At 53.9% G+C, this 17,083-nt stretch carries 12 protein-coding genes and 1 pseudogene; 10 read left to right on the top strand and 3 right to left on the bottom strand.

What is annotated here, in order from left to right; all coding sequences use genetic code 11:
- The first annotated feature begins 18 nt into the window (after positions 1 to 18).
- The 7 genes and pseudogenes from ACYZTS_RS07830 (at position 19) to ACYZTS_RS07860 (ending at position 8,877) form a co-directional block, all read left to right on the top strand.
- Positions 19 to 2,469, top strand: coding sequence for a hypothetical protein (locus ACYZTS_RS07830; protein WP_461995156.1), 2,451 nt, complete (start codon positions 19 to 21; stop codon positions 2,467 to 2,469).
- The gene (locus tag ACYZTS_RS07835) at positions 2,466 to 2,996 is read left to right on the top strand and encodes a hypothetical protein (protein WP_461995158.1); all 531 of its coding nucleotides are present in this window, start codon (positions 2,466 to 2,468) and stop codon (positions 2,994 to 2,996) included. Before ACYZTS_RS07830 ends, ACYZTS_RS07835 begins: the two co-directional genes overlap by 4 nt.
- 534 nt (positions 2,997 to 3,530) lie before the next feature.
- Positions 3,531 to 4,178 (top strand): annotated as a pseudogene (locus ACYZTS_RS07840) (bacteriophage T4 gp5 trimerisation domain-containing protein); the annotation flags it as partial.
- A 40-nt stretch (positions 4,179 to 4,218) separates the two neighbouring features.
- Entirely contained in the window at positions 4,219 to 6,573 is a 2,355-nt protein-coding gene (locus ACYZTS_RS07845; RefSeq protein ID WP_461995160.1) for a hypothetical protein, read from the top strand.
- A gap of 11 nt (positions 6,574 to 6,584) precedes the next feature.
- Complete coding sequence (locus ACYZTS_RS07850) at positions 6,585 to 7,199, top strand: hypothetical protein (RefSeq protein WP_461995162.1); 615 nt, start codon at positions 6,585 to 6,587, stop codon at positions 7,197 to 7,199.
- A 258-nt stretch (positions 7,200 to 7,457) separates the two neighbouring features.
- Complete coding sequence (locus tag ACYZTS_RS07855; RefSeq protein WP_461995164.1) at positions 7,458 to 7,775, top strand: lysozyme inhibitor LprI family protein; 318 nt, start codon at positions 7,458 to 7,460, stop codon at positions 7,773 to 7,775.
- 103 nt (positions 7,776 to 7,878) lie between these two features.
- The gene (locus ACYZTS_RS07860) at positions 7,879 to 8,877 is read left to right on the top strand and encodes a hypothetical protein (RefSeq protein ID WP_461995166.1); all 999 of its coding nucleotides are present in this window, start codon (positions 7,879 to 7,881) and stop codon (positions 8,875 to 8,877) included.
- 42 nt (positions 8,878 to 8,919) lie between these two features.
- Here ACYZTS_RS07860 and ACYZTS_RS07865 read toward each other — a convergent pair whose 3' ends face one another.
- Complete coding sequence (locus ACYZTS_RS07865; RefSeq protein ID WP_461995168.1) at positions 8,920 to 9,303, bottom strand: DUF6124 family protein; 384 nt, start codon at positions 9,301 to 9,303, stop codon at positions 8,920 to 8,922.
- A gap of 452 nt (positions 9,304 to 9,755) precedes the next feature.
- Here ACYZTS_RS07865 and ACYZTS_RS07870 point away from each other — a divergent pair, with 452 nt between their 5' ends.
- The 3 genes from ACYZTS_RS07870 (at position 9,756) to ACYZTS_RS07880 (ending at position 13,274) form a co-directional block, all read left to right on the top strand.
- Positions 9,756 to 10,244 (top strand): cell division protein, encoded by a 489-nt coding sequence (locus ACYZTS_RS07870; protein ID WP_461995170.1) that lies wholly within the window; start codon positions 9,756 to 9,758, stop codon positions 10,242 to 10,244.
- 32 nt (positions 10,245 to 10,276) lie between these two features.
- Positions 10,277 to 12,712, top strand: a complete 2,436-nt coding sequence (locus ACYZTS_RS07875; RefSeq protein ID WP_461995172.1) for an alpha/beta hydrolase — start codon at positions 10,277 to 10,279, stop codon at positions 12,710 to 12,712.
- Between the two features lie 178 nt (positions 12,713 to 12,890).
- On the top strand, positions 12,891 to 13,274 hold the full coding sequence (locus ACYZTS_RS07880; protein WP_461995173.1) for a helicase: 384 nt from the start codon (positions 12,891 to 12,893) through the stop codon (positions 13,272 to 13,274).
- 244 nt (positions 13,275 to 13,518) lie between these two features.
- Here ACYZTS_RS07880 and ACYZTS_RS07885 read toward each other — a convergent pair whose 3' ends face one another.
- Together ACYZTS_RS07885 and recG are read right to left on the bottom strand one after the other, a co-directional pair.
- Complete coding sequence (locus ACYZTS_RS07885) at positions 13,519 to 14,919, bottom strand: aminoacyl-tRNA deacylase and HDOD domain-containing protein (protein ID WP_461995175.1); 1,401 nt, start codon at positions 14,917 to 14,919, stop codon at positions 13,519 to 13,521.
- A gap of 79 nt (positions 14,920 to 14,998) precedes the next feature.
- On the bottom strand, positions 14,999 to 17,074 hold the full coding sequence (gene recG, locus ACYZTS_RS07890; RefSeq protein WP_461995177.1) for an ATP-dependent DNA helicase RecG: 2,076 nt from the start codon (positions 17,072 to 17,074) through the stop codon (positions 14,999 to 15,001).
- Positions 17,075 to 17,083 lie beyond the last annotated feature (9 nt).

Consider the following 17,083-nt stretch of genomic DNA (forward strand, 5'->3'; position numbering starts at 1 on the left):
GAACAAGGATTTTTCAAAATGATCATTAGCCCTCCTTTTATCCCAGCTCCAGTTGCGGGAGAGACCGACGAGGCATTTCTGGCTCGTGCCATGGTTGGTGGTGTTCCTGGTGATGGTGGTTATCCGTTGAGCTTTGATCTGAATTGGCATGGTGGCATGCACCTTACCGCACCGAAGGACGGTCAGACCGCTTTGCCGGTGCGCGCCATTTCTGACGGGACATTGGCGTATTTTCGCAATCCTACCCCTGAGAGCACGGATGCGAATCATCCGCTGCGCTACCGTGATAAATGGACTGATGATGGGTGTGTTGTTATTCAGCATGAAACTGAGATTGGTGAGGGCGAAAACGCAAAGGTAGTGTTTTATTCGATCTATATGCATCTATCAGCGATTTCATTGGCTCAACCACATAAAGGTATGCGGCTGTATCGTAAGGATGTACTTGGAGTGGCGGGGAGTATTTACGGCGATAAAGATAGAATTCATTTCGAGATAATTGCCGATCAGCGCCAGATTGCCCGTTTAGTTGGCAGAAGCGAAAGAGACCTTAGCTATCAGGCTCGGAATGGCAGAACTGATAGTTGTTGGGGCGATATGTGTTTCTTTGTCCCGCCAGAAGTTCAAATATATGAGAACGCACCAGCCGACCGGCGCCAAGCACAAAACAACTCGGCGGTCGCGTATAGGTGTCCTGCAATATCGGATACTGTACCGATTCAAGAGGGCGGTTCTGCCGGCGCTTCTTCACCAGTCCAGGGTTTAGTTGACGGTTACGATTGGGCAATGGCCACAGAGCTTCAGAAGGGGATATTTGTACAAATGGCCTATTCTCAAGGTCAATGCAAATTAACATCATATACTATTTCAGGGGTTGAGATCGGGGCGCAGGATGAGGAAGTTGACTATGAATATAATTTATTTAGGACGGCTAAAACTATTTATCCGGGATCTCCTAGTGCAGGTTATGAACTATTGCGTTTCGGAAGAATTCTTAATACCGATCAAATTCAGCCCGCGGAGGCCGCGCATTGGCGCCAGATTAAGTTCCCTGGCAAAGCAGGAGGAGAAAGCCAAGTCGGCTGGGTTAACTTGAATTCCCCGACTGTCACTCAATTTAGCGAAGCAGATTTCCCTCAATGGAAGGGATGGCAGCTTGTTTGTGACGATGCAGATGCTGATAGTCACTGTCAGTCACCTTTTATTCGGGAAATTTTAAATCTTGATGCTAGTAAAGTGGTGTCCGATAACGTTGACGCAGTAACTCTCGCATCATCGCTTTCTTATGCGAGTCTTTCTCCAGATGAACGACAGAGTTTGTCGGAGCGTTATGTTAGAGAGAGGAATTTAAATAAGGTAAAGCTTGAAAATCCAAATGTGCAAAATAGAATCAAGAGATTGATTTGTAAATTTCCAAGTGAGTGGTGTAAAGACGACTTCGATATTCGATATGGGTGGCTGCTTAAAGTGAGCGATGGCGGACCATTACCGAAAGATAAATATGACAAACTGAAAGCTCATCAGCAAGCACTAGGTTTTTGGGAAGAGGCTGCTATTGAAGGTATCGAAAGCAAGCATTGGCATTTTCCACCAAGAGCTTTTGTTCAGATATTTAGGAAGTGTACATGGCTTAGCTTGGATGAGTTTGCTTGTACCCTGCCTAAATACCACTTTTATGAAAAGGTTGGAGCTAGCTGGGTCGCTCATACCTCAGGCGCCTCATTAACTTATCAGATATCTCACTCTGTAGCTAAGGCGCGCTTTGACAAACATTACGTGAATATGAATAAAATTATGCTCAAGTATGGACTTGTAAGTCCTGAGCGTAGAACCCACTTCCTAGCTCAGACAATTCTGGAAACTGATCGTTGGCGTACGCTCTCCGAATATGGTTCGGGAAATACCAATCCGAATATCCCGATGGCGCAATATTATGCGGCTTTCTATGGGCGAGGCATAATGCAGCTGACATGGGCGAGTAACTATGAAAATTATGGAAATTACAGGGCTGCAGGACTGTCGGCAGCAAATGGGCAGTACGTTGAGGCTAGAATAACGGAAACATCGACGCATTATTGGGCTGATCCGACGCAGAGAAATTCGAGTGGGCAAATCATCGGTGTTACAGGGATTCCTAAACGATGGGCGCCTCGGTATGATCCGACTCTTATAAAATCGAGCTCTTATAACGCATGTGATAGCGGCGGCTTCTATTGGGTGTCGAAAGTTATCGATAGACAAAACAGCGTAAATATTAATCGTAAGTGCGATATGCCATTTAGTGCTACTTCCGTAGGCAGCGTGTCAGTGTTGGTGAATGGCGGTGGTAATGGGTATCACGAGAGGCAAGCATATGCTCAGTATGTCTTTAGGTATTTAAGCGATTCTGTAGATATTTTTATTAATCAAACGATAACTACTCCTAAACTACCTATTGTAGTAAACTTTTCTATGAGTAAGCCTACATGAAAAAAATATCGTTAGCATTGTTGGCGTTGGCTGCTTATATGTGTAGTTCCTGCGCAAGCACTAGTTGGGTAGATTCCGAGTCAGTACTTCCAGAGACTCTTTTAGAGCGAATAGCTACTGAGAATGAACTTAAGGTGCAGGATGTTTATGTTTTCCCAGAAGGAACATTGAAAATCGATGATAGTTATATAACTGCGATAATTTTCGAAGATTCTATAAATAATTGTACGATTTATGTCAGCGCTCAGGACACTCTGTCTGCTCTATTCAATGGTGCGCCTTGTGAGTTTAGAGGTGCTCCGGAGTTAAAATTTTTAAGGAGCACAGAACGGCCGGACGTTTTGTATAGAGTTAAGCTATTTTCTCCAAATCAAGGGGCAATGGCAGATGAGGTGATTGTATTTTATTTTGACGTTGAAAAAAATTCTTATTGTGAGAGTCAATCGCTGTCCAGTTGGTATCAAACTGGCAATAAAACTATCAAGCCCGATTTAACGGATGGTAAGTGCTCTGCCGAAGGTTCGTGAAAAAAGGGGGGCGGCTGTATTCTAGGTATTTGTTATTGGGAGTTTAACTATAAAATACATTTTGCTTTTCTAGCGTTTGCCCTATGGTTAGCGCCGTCACTGTAGATGTTTGTGATGCGTCAGGGGGGCGAGGCACTTTATCTCTCAAAAGTTTAGAGCTGCTGGGCATGAGGTCGTCAGCACGCTAGGCGCTGTGTTCTCTTCAGAAAAGCAGTCGCCATATTGCTTCGCTGGCACGTTTATCGCCCCGCTCACGTCGTTAGCGGATCATCGCGTGGGCAGTATTCAGCACATAGGTGGCAAGCCTTTAACCACTCCGCACATTTGGAAGTTTAATGTCGAATCCCAGAAGTACGAAGGGGAGTCAGAGTAGAAAATAGGGTGTTTATGATTGACTGGTCAGGAAGTGAAAAGGGGACGGATTTAATTATGATGATGCGGTCGCCAATAAATAAATCCGTCCCCTTGTCTCTTCTTTTCTCTCACTAGTCTGATGTGCAGAGCGAAGAGCCAGACCTCGAAGATTACGACTACCCCGTCCCCTACGATTTACCGGCAAACAAAACCCGCAGCGTCTTCAAAACCCTCAGCTCACCGGGCGGCGGCGGGTACAACGAACTGCGCATCGAAGACAAGAAAGGCGCGGAACAGATCTACATCCATGCCCAGCGTGACTGGGATGAAAGCATCGAGCACGACCAGAAGATTCGTGTGGGGAATGAACGCCACGACACGGTGGTGAAGAACACCTACACCGAGCTGAAGGCCGAAGAACACCGCACCACGATTGCTGATCGCAAGACTGAAGCGCGGATGGATGATCACCTGACGATTGGGCAGAACCAGCACATCAAACTTGGGACTGCGCAGCTGACCAGTGCCGGGAAGGAGATTCACCTCAAGGCTGGGGACAAAATCGTCATCGAAGCGGGGATGGAACCGAAGGTAAAAGCGGGCGGGAGCTTCATCAAGCTGGATGCGGGTGGGGTTACCGTGGTTGGGCCGGTGGTGAAGATCAATGCGGGTGGGTCGGCGGGGAATGGGACGGGGATTGGGATTAAGCCTCCGGTGCTGCCGGGGGCTGCGGATAAGGATAAGGCGGCGAGTTTGATGGAGCAGGCGTTGGGGAATGCGGTGCCTGAGAAGGTTAAGCCAACTGTCGATTACCCTTTTTCGCTATGAACGGACTGACAAGCTTCAATATGAACAAGGAATTTTTTGAATGATCATTAGCCCTCCTTTTGTTCCTGCTCCGGTAGCGGGAGAAACCGACGATGCTTATCTGGCACGTGCCATGGTTGGTGGCATTCCTGGTGATGGTGGATTTCCGTTGAGCTTTGACCTCAACTGGCATGGCGGCATTCATTTGACTGCTCCCCAAGAGGGGGGAAGTTCATTGCCTGTAAGAGCTATCTCAGATGGCACTCTGGCTTATTTCCGACAGCCTACCCTGGAAAGCGCTGCGCCTCCGGATCATGCATTACGCTATCGGAACAAGTGGACTGATGACGGATGTGTGGTTATTCGACATGAGACGGAGATAGGTGAAGGTGAAAAGGCGAAGGTCGTATTTTTTTCTATTTACATGCACCTTTCGAAAATATTAATTACAGCACCGCAGAAGGGTAAGGTGATTTCCCGTAAAGATAAAATTGGCGAGGCTGGTAATATATACGGAGAAAGTGGGCGAATTCATTTCGAGGTAGTCGCCGATCAAAGCCAAATTGAGAATTTAGTTGGCCGTAAAGAAAGGGATCTGAAGTTTCAGACAGGTCATGGAAGATCAGATTGCGTTTGGGGTGACACGTACTTCTTTATTCCTCCAGAAGTGCTTGTCTACGAGAGAGCACCTCAGAATATTCTTTCAGCGCAGAATGAATCGCCCGTGGCATATAGATGCCCAGCCATGCCTTCAGGGCCAGCCCCAATTCAAGAGGTCGGGGCGACCCCATCAAATGCTACCGATTCAGTTCAGGGATATGATTGGTCGTTAGCTTCAGAGCTGCAAAACGGCATGTTTGTTAGGATGAGTTTTGCTAAAGGACAGTGCAAGCTTACTACATATACCCATTCTGGCTTTGAGCTTGGCTCACAAGCTGAGAGAGGCGACTATGAATATAATCTATACATGACTGCAACAGATACATTTCCTAAGTCACCTAGTGCAGGATTCGAACTACTTAGGTTCGGAAGAGTATTGAGCGGGGATCAGCTTATACCTGCTGACGCAGCCCACTGGCGCAAAATAAAAATCCCCAGAAAAGTCGGAGAGGAAAGTAAAGCAGGTTGGGTCGATCTAAACTCTTTTTCTGTAACTAAGTTTAGTGATGCGGACTTTCCACATTGGCAAGGATGGCAATTAGTGGACGACGATTCGGATTCTGATAGTCATTGTCAATCTTCTTTCATTCGAGCGTTATTAAACTTGGATGCCGGTAAGGTCGTATCTGATAACACCGATGCAGTTAGTATCGCTAAGTCCCCGGCATACTCAATGCTTTCGGAAGATGAACAACGGAATCTCTCAAGTAGGTACGTCACTGAACGACAGTTGACTCAATCATTGCTTGAAAAGACGGAAGTTCAAGATCGCGTAAAAAGATTTGTATGCAAGTTCCCAAGTGAATGGTGTAAAAATGACTTTGACACTCGCTATGATTGGTTGAAGAAAGTTGCGGAGGGTGGTCCCCTGCCGGAAGATCAATATTCTAAGTTGAAATATCACCAGCAAGCCTTGGGATTTTGGGAAGAGGCAGCATTGGCAGGAATCGATCATATGCATTGGCATTTTCCGCCGAAAGAGTTCATTCGCACCTTCAGTCAGTGTGGTTGGCTGAGTAAGAGTGACATGAGGGGGGTTTACCCGGCCGCATCAGATACGAATATAAATAAATACATCGTTCATATAAATAAAACCCTTGCAAAGTATTTAATAGTTGGCGGGTTGAGACGCTCGCATTTTTTTGGGCAGGCAGGCGTCGAATCGAATCAACTTGTTTCTATGTCTGAATTGTACAACGGTACCCCGCATGATTATTTTAGGCGATATGCCAATGCCTCGAATTACAATGGTTGGCTAGGTAACATAAAGTACAACGACGGTGGAGATTTTAGGGGGCGGGGTTTAAAACAGCTTACAGGTAGGGCTAACTATGCTAACTATTGGGTCTACCGAGGGTGGTTGCAAGCTAGTTCATTTTCAGATAACTGGTGGAAGCATACATCATGGTGGGGCATTACCATTTCTGGGCCTACTGTTACAGGGGCGCAGAAGGCTACTTTGCCAATTCAAAATGCTGCGACAATCGCACAGTTGGATGCGCAAATTAGGCCACCTGTCATAATAAATCCAGATCGCGTAAAAGATGAACCCTTCACTTGTATTGACACTGCTGGTTGGTTCTGGGCGAAAAATAAACTGCTGGGGGTCGCCGACTCTAACGACATACCGAAAATGACCAGGCGTATTAGAGGGGATGGTAATTTAGTTGGAACGGATTCGGCACATCCCTGGCCGCCTGGAGCTCATTTCACGGATCGAGAAGCAATGACAAATAAATTATTAAATTTTTTTTGAGGTGTGCCCGAATGATTCGACTGATCATACTATCGTTTTTTATCTACAGCGGTGCGGCTTGGTCTAACCCAGTAGAACATAAGCTATTGTGCAAAGATGCTAACCAAGATTCCGACTCAGCAGTTGGTTTGGTTCTCTCTTTTGAAGGGGGGACTTTTTCCCTTGAAAATCCTGATCGCGGGTGTCGGTCTGATTATGTCTATAGAGAGGCGTCAGATGAACCTAGCGATTCCGTCATATTTTCTTATCCAACCAGTGATGATATGGGGCTTAATGCTCAAGTCATGATTTTTTCTGCTTCAGCTAAAGGCGGTGAAGCTAACTATATTGGATCTATTCCTGCTAGCGCCTCTGAGTTGCAGGACGGGAGCTACAAAGATATTCAGCAATCTGGTGGCTCAATATACGAAAGTATTTATCGTATTGATGGTGCTAAAGTCTTGACTTTGACGCCAAGCAAGGAATTGATCATTTCCGATGAGCAATGTGTCTATAAAGAAAGAAGCAGTAGTGCTTGTCAGAAAATGCGGGGTAGCTTTAAACACCCTGTGTGTGTTTTTAACTACGGTGAACGTAAAGTTCTTGCCGACGCGAATGAATGTGCGGATATGAGCGAGAACCTTTAAAGCGTTGGGAAAAGGGGGCGAATTTGCTTTTAGCTTAATTGTCCCCCTCACATCTCTTACGTTTTCGCTTCCTGCCTTGTCGCCATCAACTCTTCCAGCGCCGACGGCAAGGCGCAGAAAATTCCGCAACGTGTAGTTGAGCGATCTGTAATTCAGGGAATGAAAAATTGAACATATATGTGCGCTTCATCGCGTTGTCCTTTGGATGCCTTTTCTCCTCCATCGCGATGGCCGAGGACGACTGCAAAAAAAATCACCGTGAGCTGGCAGGTCGATCTGTGCGCGGAGGCGGCCCGAAAGGAGGCCGACGCACAGCTCAATGCTAGCTACAATAAACTGCTGGCGCGCTTCGAGTCTCAGCAACGGCGCGACCCTGAGGAGGGCAAAGCGCTGATCGCGATGGTCAGAAAAGCCCAGCGCGCCTGGATCAAGTTGCGCGACATCACGTGCCCACTTGAAGCCACGGAAATTGAGCCCGGTGTGGCAGCGCATGTCGCGGCTATCAACAGCTGCATGGCCAGAATGAGCCTGGAACGTGCGGCTTATCTGGACACTATCGTCGCTGATGAGCCGTGATTCCAATTCAGAACGAACAAATCAAAGAGCTGGGACGCGACGCACCTGAGGCAGCGTGAAACCATCAGCGTAAACATTTGAAGATTGAGCAATAGGGAAGGGGGTGGAATTGGCCAGGCTCTTAAGTTTTATTGCTGGGCTCGGATTCATGGTCGGTTTGTCGGCTCAACCGGCATCGGCAAGTGACCTACAAACCATCGGCGAGCGGCATCCGCCGGTGGTTGCTTCGTTGGGTGATCAAAAGATCACGGTGTTCTTTTTGAAGAACAACCTTAAAGGTCAGGTTGGGGGCGTGCATGTGCCTGATGCTGAAATTTTCTACGCACCCATGAATGCGGTGAAGCCTTCGCTGAATTATGTGGGGAGGGTCGAAGGCGAACAAATTACCTCAGTGTTTTTCTTTGAGCGCAAATTCCCTGAGCGAGCGGGGAGGTCCATGTTTGTTCTAACAAAACACAACGTCTCGCACAGCCATTTCGTAGGTGATTCCTATTCGGTGCTGGAACTGCCGCTCTTCAAGGACGGCGATCACTTGTCCTTGCAGTTTTTTCGCGGTGACCCGCCAGACCCCGAGTTGCAGAACTGCCGCGACGGCCTGAATCTTGAAGATGACGTAGAAGTCGAGTGTGCTTACAAGGATGCGACGAGCATTAAGAAGCGCTTGGCAGACTTGGATGCAAAGATGATTGCGGATTCAAAACTGGGTCAGGGCTACCGTCAGAAGACGCTACAAGCCGATGGTGATGCGGCCAGTGATTTTTGCGCCTCGACCGACTTTTCAACGTTCCTCTCAGCTTTCTCCGAACACGCAGACGTGCAAAAAACCTTCGTCCAACAGCCGCTGAAAATGGTCACGACCGTGGCGGGTGATCCCGAGCCTGAGAGGGAAAAGCGCAGCCTCAGCGGTGATGAACTCAAGTTTCCAATCATCCCGGATCTGGCGAAGCGAGATGCCCAAGGCCTGACGTTGACCGTCAAGGAAGAGCAGGGCGATCACGCCGTCGCCATCCTGCAGAAACCAGATACCGATTATGTCTTCGAGTATCGGTTTGTGCGTGGGCAATGCTGGCGGCTTGAAGAAGTGATGGATTATTCGCTCTAGAAAAAGGGGTCTTAACGTCCCCTTTTTCTATTCGCGGTTCCGCTACACTTTCGCCCGATGCTCTGCCGGATTCGGCGAATCGATGTGGTCCAGTGCTCGCTCTACTAACAAATGCACACCGTCCGCCATTCTGCTGAGTGCCAGGGCGACTGAGCGACGGGTGCCGTCGATATCATCAGCCAAGCCCGCAGCGATGGCGCTGATGGACAACAGGTCTTCCGAGGCGTTGGCCAGGAGAGTTTCGGTGTGGAGGTCGGGGGCGACTATGAAGAGCGCGCCGTTATGGCGTTTAGGCGTTTTGTCCAGGGCTGTGCCGAGGTGAAGATCGAGGGCGCGTTCGGCGGCTTCGTGGAGTTTGTTTGAATCGAAGGATTCGTAGGGGGAGGTGGCTTCGTTTTCTGGAGGGTTGGGTGTTGGCTTGATCATGGATGTAATACCGAGATTAAGGAGCTAACACCTTTCGCTTGCTTCGAAAGAGGTGGCAGCTGTGCATAGGTGTGCAAGACCGACTCGGTAACCGGCAGACCCGGAGGTCTCCCACACACAGCTGCCATAACGATCCGCGAGCATAAGAAAACGCTCGATGAATAGCCATAACCGTTTGAATCCCGAGACGGACTTGCACGTCCGTGTCACCGATTTTGCGATGACGAACAAAGACTATCGGTGAAGCCAGGCGTTGCCTAGTTCACGAACAGCGCCGCGTCTTGAAGGAAACGTCCGAGGCCATCGCAGCCACTTTCAGCAGATGAGCCAGCGTTTTAAACGCGACAGCTGCCGGTCGAAAGATCATCAGCAAACCCACCCCCGCGATTAATCACCCAACCCCCCATTTTCCTTTAGACTTGCCCCCTCCCAGGAAGACCTCAGGACACGGAATGCCAGTCCCCTCGAACACCCTTCGCTCCGCGCTCGTGGTTTGGCTGTATGCCGCCGCCATGGTGCATCTGCTCGTCGGCCTTGTGTTGACCTGGGCGGGCCATTCGGGATTGCTCGATGGCTACTTGCTGACCATCGAACAAGCCTTCTGGGCAACCGACGCCGCACCCGTCACCGCCCGTGCCCAACAGGTCTGGTGGGTCGCGATTTTTGGCGCCACGCTGCAGAGCTTCTCCCTCTACATGCTCGCCCTCGTGCGCATCGGCCATCGACTGAGAAGTCCCATGGCGTGGGGCTGGTTGATTGCCGGCATCGTGCTGTGGGCTCCGCAAGACATGTGGATCTCCGCTCAGGCTCGCGTCTGGTCGCACCTGTGGGTCGACAGCCTGGCGCTGCTCACCCTGCTGCCGCCGCTGATCTGGCTCTACTGCCATGACCGTCGCGCACTCTTGCCTAACAACACGCCGAGCGAGTCGGCAACGCCTTGAAGCACCTTCGCGATCCTGCCTGAGGACCACCCATGAGCAAGCCTCTGATGTACCTGCTGGCCGGCAACGGTGGCACCGCCGAGTGGTGGGATGATGCGTTGCCGCATTTTCAGCGCTGTCAGGTGGTGCCACTCGAGCTGCCAGGTTTCGGCAACAATCCGCAAGCCCCGTGCGAAGACCTCAGCGCTTACGCCCAGGCGTTGCTGACGGCGACGGTCAAAGGCAGCGCGATTATTGCGGTCGGGGTCAACGCGTTGCTGGTGTTGCATGCACTGCAACGCCAGCCCGGACACTTTTGCCGCAGTGTTCTGTTGGCGCCGGTGGGGGCTTTCCTGTGGCAGAGGCGTCTGCCGGCGTTGATGTCGCCGCTGCCGATTCGCAAGACCATTCACTGGCTGCTGTCGAACAAACCCGCGCTGTTTGCGCACAAGTTTTCCAACCAGACCTGGACGCCTGCGCAGTATCAGCGCATGGGCGCCGGGTACGCACGTTGTCGCGCGTTTGTGCCGTACTGGGACTTGGTGCGCGCTGAAACCGCGTTGCCATTGCTGGAGTGGATCACCGATCCCATAGAGCTGGTATGGGGTGATCAGGACAATGTGCTGGGCATCGAACAGGCCGCGGCATGGTCGGCCATTCTGGCCCGCGCTGATCTGAGCGTCAGCCTGAAAACCGGTTGGGGGCATTACCCGTGGATCGACTCGCCAGCGGAATTTGCCGAGTGGCTGGAGTCGGGCGAGCGCGGGTTCGTCGCTCATACCAAAGGTGGTCGGTTGCGTCTGGCTACCTTGGCTGGGGTCGCGGTGCCGCCAGCGCTGTCACTCAATGAGTGTGATGATTCACGTTTGCCGGCGTTCCTTGTGAGCCAACCGAACGCTACATGGGCGGTGCGTTCCTCGAGTTACGGCGAGGATCAGGCCGATGCGGCGAATGCCGGTCTGAGCACGACGTTCCTGCGTGAACCCACTCACAACGTGCCGGCGCGCATTGCCCAATTGTGCGCGGCGGGCGTTGAAGAGGTGGTCGTGCAGCGCTTCATCACGCCTCAGCTGTCCGGCATCGCTTTTGTGCGTCACCTGTCGGTGGAACTGGAATGGGTGGAAGGGCATCTCGAGTCTCTGGCCGATGGTCAGGTGAGTCCTGAGCGGGCGGTTATTTCCCGACTTGGCGGCGCGTGGAGCAGCGACACTTTCAAGCCTTCTAACGGTTTGACCGCTGACGTACTGTGGCGCTTTCTGCAAAACGTTCTGCGGGTTTTTCACTACGTGGCCGGCGACGTTGAATGGGCCTGGGACGGTAAACAATTGTGGCTGTTGCAATACCGGCCGATCAGCGACTACGGCTGGCGTCGTCACCTGACGGCCGCCAACATCGCCGAGATCCTGCCGCCGCAGCCAAGCGCTTTTGTCGAATACGCACAACGGCGTGCGGCGGCCAGTATTCCGGCGATCATGGCGCGTTGGGATTCGCGTGTATTGCAGGATAACGAGCCGTTCACCGCAGTGTTCGGCGGCGCGTCGTACATCAACAATGATCTGTTTCTTGCGCGGCTGGCCGACTGGGGTGTCTCCGCTAGCAGTTACGCCGGTGAGGTGGGCGGAGCGACGCCGCCGCTGCCTTGGCGACCGCTACGTCTGATGCGTTCTTTGCCACTGTTCCTACGCATGCAACGCATCGCGCGAGGGCATTTGCTCACGCTGGAAAAGCAGTTGCGCCGCTTTGACGAAGAACTGGCCGGGCTGATCGCTCAAGGTGCCAATGGCCAAAAGCTGGCGGATTGGTTCACGCGGTTCTATGTCTTCGTCGTGCAAGGCAACCTGTGCATCGCCACCGCGTTGGCTAGCAGTGGCGGCGACTTTCTCGGCCGACCACCTACGGCTTACGACGACCTCGAAAACAGCCCGCATCGACTGCCTTGGGAAACCGATCCCGCCACGCCGCGCCCGGCCCTGACGGATCTGACATTACAGGCATTTCCCCAGTGGTCGGGCCTTGTCCGTTTGGCCCATTCGACCGGGCTGCCGGGCCTGCGCGGTTATTACCTGCAAGTGCGCGAGTGGTACCGCGACAACCTGATGCGGGTGTTCTTCCGTCTACACCACGCGATGCCGATGGCCGACCGGGCGCATTGGTTTGCGCCGCATCCAGACATTCGAACCCGCGCCGGTAGCTTCTGGCAGGACGGCCGTGAGGGCACCGAGCAGGCCACCGGTTTCATGATTTATCCGGGCCAGGTGCAAGGCATTCTCGGCGACGACATTTTGCTCGAAGACACGCTCGACCCAGGACGCCACGCGCATTACCAAAATGCGCGGGCGGTGATTGCGCGCATGGGCGGGCGCTTGTCCCACGGTTCGACATTGCTGCGCGAGTTGCGCAAACCTTCGGCGGTACTGCCTCACGTCGATGTCGCGTGGCTGGGATGTGAGGTGCTGTATCGCGATGGTGAGTTGACGTTGGTGCGATAGTTTCTGGAGCTACTTAATGATCGCCGACAGAGACTGGCAATCATCAGTTGCAAACTGACTTGGCAGTCATTGACAGCAAAAACCATTCGATCTTCTTCAAATACGAGTCGATAGTGCCGCCACTCATTTAAGCCGCTACACTGCCGCCCGCCGTTCATTTCTTCTTGAGGCTGCACGCATGAAATTTCGTTTTCTTCTGTGGATGCTGGGTTTGCTGATGGGTAAGGCCAGTCGGACTAATCCTGCATTTCAGCAGCAGTTGGGTGATAAGGAATTAGTCTTCCAGCTTCAAACCCTGGACGGGAAAGTCGCGCGGCATTTCTTTGTGAAGAGTCAGCGCATCACCAGCAAATCGGGCGTGTTCCCCGAGCCAGCGTTCGCGATCGCATTCAAGGATGCGGCGTATGGCTTCGCCACGATGCAGGCGAAGAACAAGCAGCTGGCGTTCATGACGGGGATTCAGGACACGTCGATTCAGATCAAGGGCAACCCGGCGCTGGTGATCTGGTTTCAGGGGTTGACCAAGTATTTGAAGCCGCGCAAGGCCAAACCTAAGGCCTGAGGTCAATGGTTAACCCTGTGGCGAGGGGACTTGTTCCCGTTCGACTGCGGAGCAGACGCAACCAGCAAACACTGTACGCCAAAACCAACACCGTCTTCGACTTCAGGGCCGCTTCGCAGCCCAGCGGTGCGATGCGGCGTCCGACAAGTACCCTCGCCACAGGGTTCGTAGTAATCAGGCAGACCGAAGTGGGTTTTTCGCGGGCAAGCCTTGCTCCCACCGGAGAGGCTTGCCCGCGAATGCTTCAGGGCTGGGTGAACTGCGAAGCCAATTCGCGCAGCAAGACTTCAGCCTCAAGCACCTTGTTGACGACGTCATTGGCCTTGTCCCGCGTCAGGCCCAGGCGCTCCAGTAGGGCGTCGGGAATGTCTTCATCCGGGCCGGAGCCGACGTTGCGGCTGCGCAGCAGGCGTACTGCCAGGCACACCAGATTCGGATATTCGGCGAATGCTCCATCGTAGCTTGGGTCGTGCTGGAAGCGCAGCGCGGTGGCCAGTTCTTCGGGCATGTCCCAGTAGCGCATCAACCATGAGCCGATCTGTTCGCGGCTAATGCCCAGCAAGTGTTGCTCGACGTAGCTGTGGCACAGATGCGGGTTGACCTCCAGGTGACGGCAGATCAGCGAGAAGTGCGGCGGGAACACGTGGGCCAGCAGCAAGTAACCGAAGTTATGCAGCAGGCCGGCGAGGTAAGTCAGACCGGCTTCCGGACGTTGCGCGCGGGGCATGGCGCGGGTCAGCCCTTCGATGACGGCGGCGGTGTAGATCGACTGATGCCAGTACGGTGTGGCGTGTTGCGGGTGATCTTTGGGCAGGCTCATGGTTTTACCCAGGGCCAGGCCCAACGCAAGGTTGATCACCAGGTCGAAGCCCAGCACCCGCACGATCGCATCTTCTACCGAACGAATCTTGCCTGGCGAAGCGTAATACGGTGACGCGGCCCAACTGACCACTTGTGCGGCCAAGGCCGGGTCGGTTTCCACCACGCCGGTGATGTCGTCGATGGTCGCGTTAGGGTCGACGCGCAGCTTGATGATCTTCTGCGCCGTCTCGGCCAGTGGCGGAATTTCGATCGTCGCTTCGAGGCGTTGCTGAATGCGTCGCGCGGTGAACGCTTGAACGGCCTGGGTAATTTCCTTGCCATCATCGTCGGGGCGATCGAGGTTCGGGCGGATGCTGGTCAGATTCTCGCCGAAGTTGGCGGCGCTGGCTTTGGTCAGCATCGACTTGAACGCTTCGCTGGAGATTTCCAGCAACACGCCCGGCTCGCCCGAGTTGATCAGCAACTTCGGCTCGCGCAGCAGGCTTTCTTCATAGAGACACGGCGAACTGGTCAGTGCTGGCAGGCCCGGCAGCAAGCTCAGGTTGTGTTTGCCGAGCATTTTTTCCAGTCGCTCGGTGGACACTGCCGTGAGGCGCCGACCAGTCAGTTCAGTGAGGCGATTGAGGTCGAGCAACTGGCTTTGCGGGAACAGGATCATCAGTGATCCCACGGCGTCGTCGAGCAAGACTGCCTGCACTTTGCGCGAGGCGTTCAGACCGTGGTGGTCGAGGACTTCTTCATAAACGATGCCCAGCTTGTCGAGCAGCATCCGAATAACAGACGGAGCATGCGGGGTTTCGGGGGCGAGGGCAGCGTCAGTCATTAGTCTGTGTCCGTATTCAAACAGTTGTCGGAGTATAACCAGCTTGTTTAACGGCATGGTCCAGAAACTGCGACCGTGCTCACACTTGTCCGTATTGCTGCCCATGACGCAGCCAGCGGTCGAGCAATGGGCTGACGTGGTCAGGCCAGCGCTCGAGTAACGCCTGGGCAGCGTCGCGCACCGCGGGAAGCAGATCGGCGTCACGCATCAGGTCGGCGACCTTGAATTGAAGCAGACCGGTCTGACGCGTGCCGAGCATTTCGCCGGGGCCGCGCAGCTCGAGGTCTTTCTCGGCGATGACAAAGCCGTCGTTGGTTTCGCGCATGATGCCCAAACGCTGACGACCGATCTGCGACAGCGGCGGATGATAAAGCAGCACGCAATGGCTGGCAGCGCTGCCTCGACCGACCCGTCCACGCAACTGGTGCAGTTGCGCCAAACCGAGACGTTCGGGGTTTTCGATGATCATCAAGCTGGCGTTAGGCACGTCGACACCGACTTCAATCACCGTGGTAGCCACCAGCAACTGCAGGTTGCCGGCCTTGAATTCGGCCATGACGGCGGCTTTTTCCACCGGCTTCATGCGACCGTGGATCAAGCCAACCTTCAACTCGCCGAGTGCAGCGGTAAGGTCTTCATAAGTGGTTTCGGCGGCTTGGCAGGTCAGCTCTTCCGACTCTTCGATCAGCGTGCAGACCCAGTAGGCCTGACGCCCCTCGGCACAGGCGCCACGCACACGTTCGATGACTTCAACGCGACGTGTATCGGTGACCAGCACGGTGTTGACGGGCGTACGCCCAGGGGGCAGCTCATCGAGAATCGAGGTGTCGAGATCGGCATAGGCGCTCATGGCCAGCGTGCGCGGAATCGGCGTGGCGGTCATGATCAATTGATGCGGACACATCCGTCCGCCGACGCCTTTCTGCCGCAGCGCCAGGCGCTGTTGCACGCCAAAGCGGTGCTGCTCGTCGATGATCACCAGCGCGAGGTTCTTGAATTTCACTTCGTCCTGAAACAACGCATGCGTGCCGACCACCATCGGTGTGCCGCTGGCAATCTGCTCCAGAGCGGCGACGCGGTTCTTGCCCTTGAGCTTGCCGGCCAGCCATGCGACTTCGATACCCAGCGGTTCGAGCCAGCGCTTGAAGGTGATGAAGTGCTGTTCGGCAAGAATCTCGGTAGGCGCCATCAAGGCTACCTGATAACCCGCTTCCAGCGCCTGCAACGCGGCAAGGGCGGCGACCACGGTTTTACCGGCGCCAACGTCGCCCTGAATCAACCGCAGCATCGGCTCGTGCTGGCTCAGGTCATAGGCGATTTCGTTGCCGACGCGCTGTTGAGCGCCGGTCGGTGCGAAGCCCAGGTTAGCCAGGTATTTGGGCGGCAGCCGGGTGGCGTGGGGCATCGCCGGCGCGCGCAGCGAGCGCATGCTTTCGCGCAAGCGTTGCTGGGACAGCTGATGCGTCAGCAGCTCTTCGAAAGCCAACCGGTGCTGCGCCCAATGATGACCGAGCGCGAGTTCGTCGACATCGGCATCCGCTGGCGGATGATGCAAATAGCGGATCGCGTCGGCCAGCGGCGCCAGTTGATAGTCCCGTGCCAGCTCGATCGGCAGCCAGTCGGGAAGGCTGGTCGGGCCGAGCATCGTCAGCGTCTGCGTGCACAGCTGGCGCAAGCGTTGCTGGGTCAGGCCCTCTGTCAGCGGATAGACCGGCGTCAGCGTTTCGTCCACCGGCGGTGGTTCGTCACCGGTGATGGCGCGGTATTCCGGGTGATAGATTTCCAGCCCCGACGCACCGGGCCGCGCTTCGCCGTAACAGCGAATCCGCGTGCCGCGCTTGAGGCCTTCCTTCTGCGCGTTGCTGAAATGGTAGAAGCGCAGGCTGAGCCCGCCGGTGCCGTCCTGCAATCGCACGACCAGGCTGCGGCGGCGGCCCATGACTACATCGGCGCCGCTGACGGTGCCTTCGATCACGGCATCCTGACCTGGGCGCAGATGACCGATCGGGACCACACGCGTGCGGTCCTGATAACGCAAGGGCAGATGGAACAGTACGTCCTGAAGATTCTCCAGGCCGACCTTGGCCAGTTTCTCGGCCATGGCTTCACCGACACCCTTGAGCGCCGTCACCGACACTTGCGACAACTCGGTCATGGCTGTTGC

The sequence above is a fragment of the Pseudomonas sp. TMB3-21 genome (assembly GCF_054898145.1).